Source organism: Novipirellula sp., assembly GCF_041583735.1.
GTDB lineage: Bacteria > Planctomycetota > Planctomycetia > Pirellulales > Pirellulaceae > Novipirellula.
Genome location: NZ_JBFHFD010000992.1, coordinates 1 through 2,026 on the forward strand (window position 1 = coordinate 1; position 2,026 = coordinate 2,026).

At 55.6% G+C, this 2,026-nt stretch carries 2 protein-coding genes and 1 pseudogene; 2 read left to right on the forward strand and 1 reads right to left on the reverse strand.

Translation table 11 applies throughout. From position 1 onward, the window contains the following. Nucleotides 1–348 (forward strand): annotated as a pseudogene (locus ABX962_RS35375) (hypothetical protein); the annotation flags it as partial. Next, nucleotides 345–1,391: a hypothetical protein gene (locus ABX962_RS35380; protein WP_372726353.1), complete on the forward strand. Its 1,047-nt coding sequence runs from the start codon at nucleotides 345–347 to the stop codon at nucleotides 1,389–1,391. The pseudogene ABX962_RS35375 and the gene ABX962_RS35380, both read left to right, overlap by 4 nt. A 28-nt stretch (nucleotides 1,392–1,419) precedes the next feature. Here the strand turns inward: ABX962_RS35380 and prmC are convergent. Further along, nucleotides 1,420–2,026, reverse strand: a 607-nt coding sequence (gene prmC, locus ABX962_RS35385; RefSeq protein WP_372726354.1) for a peptide chain release factor N(5)-glutamine methyltransferase, incomplete at its 5' end; no start/stop codon positions are given.

Genomic DNA, 2,026 nt, shown 5'->3' on the forward strand with positions numbered 1-2,026 from the left:
AAACGCGACTGGGCGTTGCCCGATTCGGTGGCGCAATCGCGTGGCAACTCGATCGTGCGAACCATCCGCGTCGTTTGTGATGAGGGCCAATTTGTGCTGCTCGGATCGGCCATGAGCGGTGGTACCGAGGTGTTTGGATTTAGTGATAAACCGGTCTCCACCGCGACGCTTGAATTGGCAACTGCCGTTCGTGATCGCATCGATCGATGGGGGCCCTCGTTGCCAGGCGGCCGTTGGTCACCGGTGCTTGACGTCGAAGTCATGCCGGGCGGAGAAACTCGCTTCGAGCAACTTCGCGAATTGATGCAAGGTAGTGGCGTCGAAGTCGTTGGGAAGGTGGCACAATGAGTGGATCCAAACGTAACCGCACGACCTTCGAACTTGGGCATGATGCGTTTTTAGACATCATCGCTAACCTCGTCGGCGTGTTGATCATCTTGGTGGTGGTGCTGGGCACGCAATCGTCCAAAGTGATTGAAGAGATCAAGACGCAATCGAATCTCGAAAACGAGCTTGTTCAGGTCGACGCTCCGGCCAGCGGACAGCAATTGGAATCGTTGGCCAGTTACTCGATGCGAGCCGCTTCGGCACAAGCCGATTCGGATCGTCTCGAAGCCACGGTGAAACGTTTTGATACCGAGCTCGAGATTCGCCAGCAGCAACGCGACGCCATGCTCGATTTGTTGACGGAAGCCAAAGCGGCTTGGGAAGCCGAGCAGGGTAAGTTCGACAAGGACGCGACGGCACTTGCCAAACGGAACCGCGAATACGATGAAATGATCAAGCGGATGAACCAACTGCAAGGCGAACGCGAGCGAATCGAGGGGCAAGAAGCACCGGTCGTCGCAGTCCAGCATTTGCCCACCCCGATGGCGAAGAAAGCATTCGGCGACGAAGTCTATTTTCGGCTCAAGGGCAATCTGTTGTCGGTTGTTCCGCAAGTGGCGCTGTTCAAATCGGTGCGTGACGCGTGTGTGCCCGACTTGCGGACTTCGCGAACCGGATTGATCAAGTCGGCGGTTGGACCGATTCGCGGTTACGTTTGCCGCTTTGTGATGAACAAAGAACAGGAGATGATTCGCATCAATGGCCAAGCAGGGATTCGAGCGACGATCGAACCGGTGCGTTTAAGTATCGAGCCGCTTGAAGAGCCGATCGGTCGACCGGTCGACGAAATGCTGGTCCAAGGAAGTGATCTGCATGTGGAACTTGCCGGTCGTGATCCAGCGACGACGGTCGTGGTCGTGTATGTCTATCCCGACAGCTTTGCCGAGTTTCGCAGGCTCAAAGAATATTTCTATTCTCGCGGGTTTGCCACCGATGGAAAACCGATGCAAATGGATAGCGGCATCACCTTTGCCGAAGGCATGCCAGGCACGATCGCGCAGTAGCATCGACGAAGGTCACGCACGACTATTGCTAGACACGTACCATGGAAAGGATTCGCCGCTGACCGCTGAGGTCTTTGATGAATCGCAAGTCACCGAGTGTTGGGGTCGCTTCGACAAGTTCTTCGCATAGTTCGGCGATCATCGGGCTGATTTCAATGATCAATCGGCCGCCGATCTCAAGCCGCTCGGGAGCGGTTTCGAGCAATCGTTTGATGATATCCATTCCATCAATGCCAGCGACCAACGCTTCGCGAGGTTCGTGATCGCGGACGGTCGGATCAAGCTGCTCGTACTCGGACTCGCTAACGTACGGCGGATTGCTGCAGATGATGTCAAACGTGGCGGGGTCGGTGACTGATTCAAACAAATCGCTGTGCACGAAGTGAACCGAGTCGGTGGCTTTGAGATGTTCCGCATTCCAGGTCGCGATTTTCAAAGCCGCCTCGCTCAGATCGATTGCAGTGATCTCGGCATCTTTGATGTTCTTGGCTAGTGTGATCGCAATCGCGCCGCTGCCGGTGCCGACATCCGCAATACGAATCGGTCGGTCGCTGATCTTCATCGCCTTGGCAACATCGAGTGCTTCGATCACCAGATGCTCGGTTTCCGGTCGCGGAATCAACACGTTTTCATCC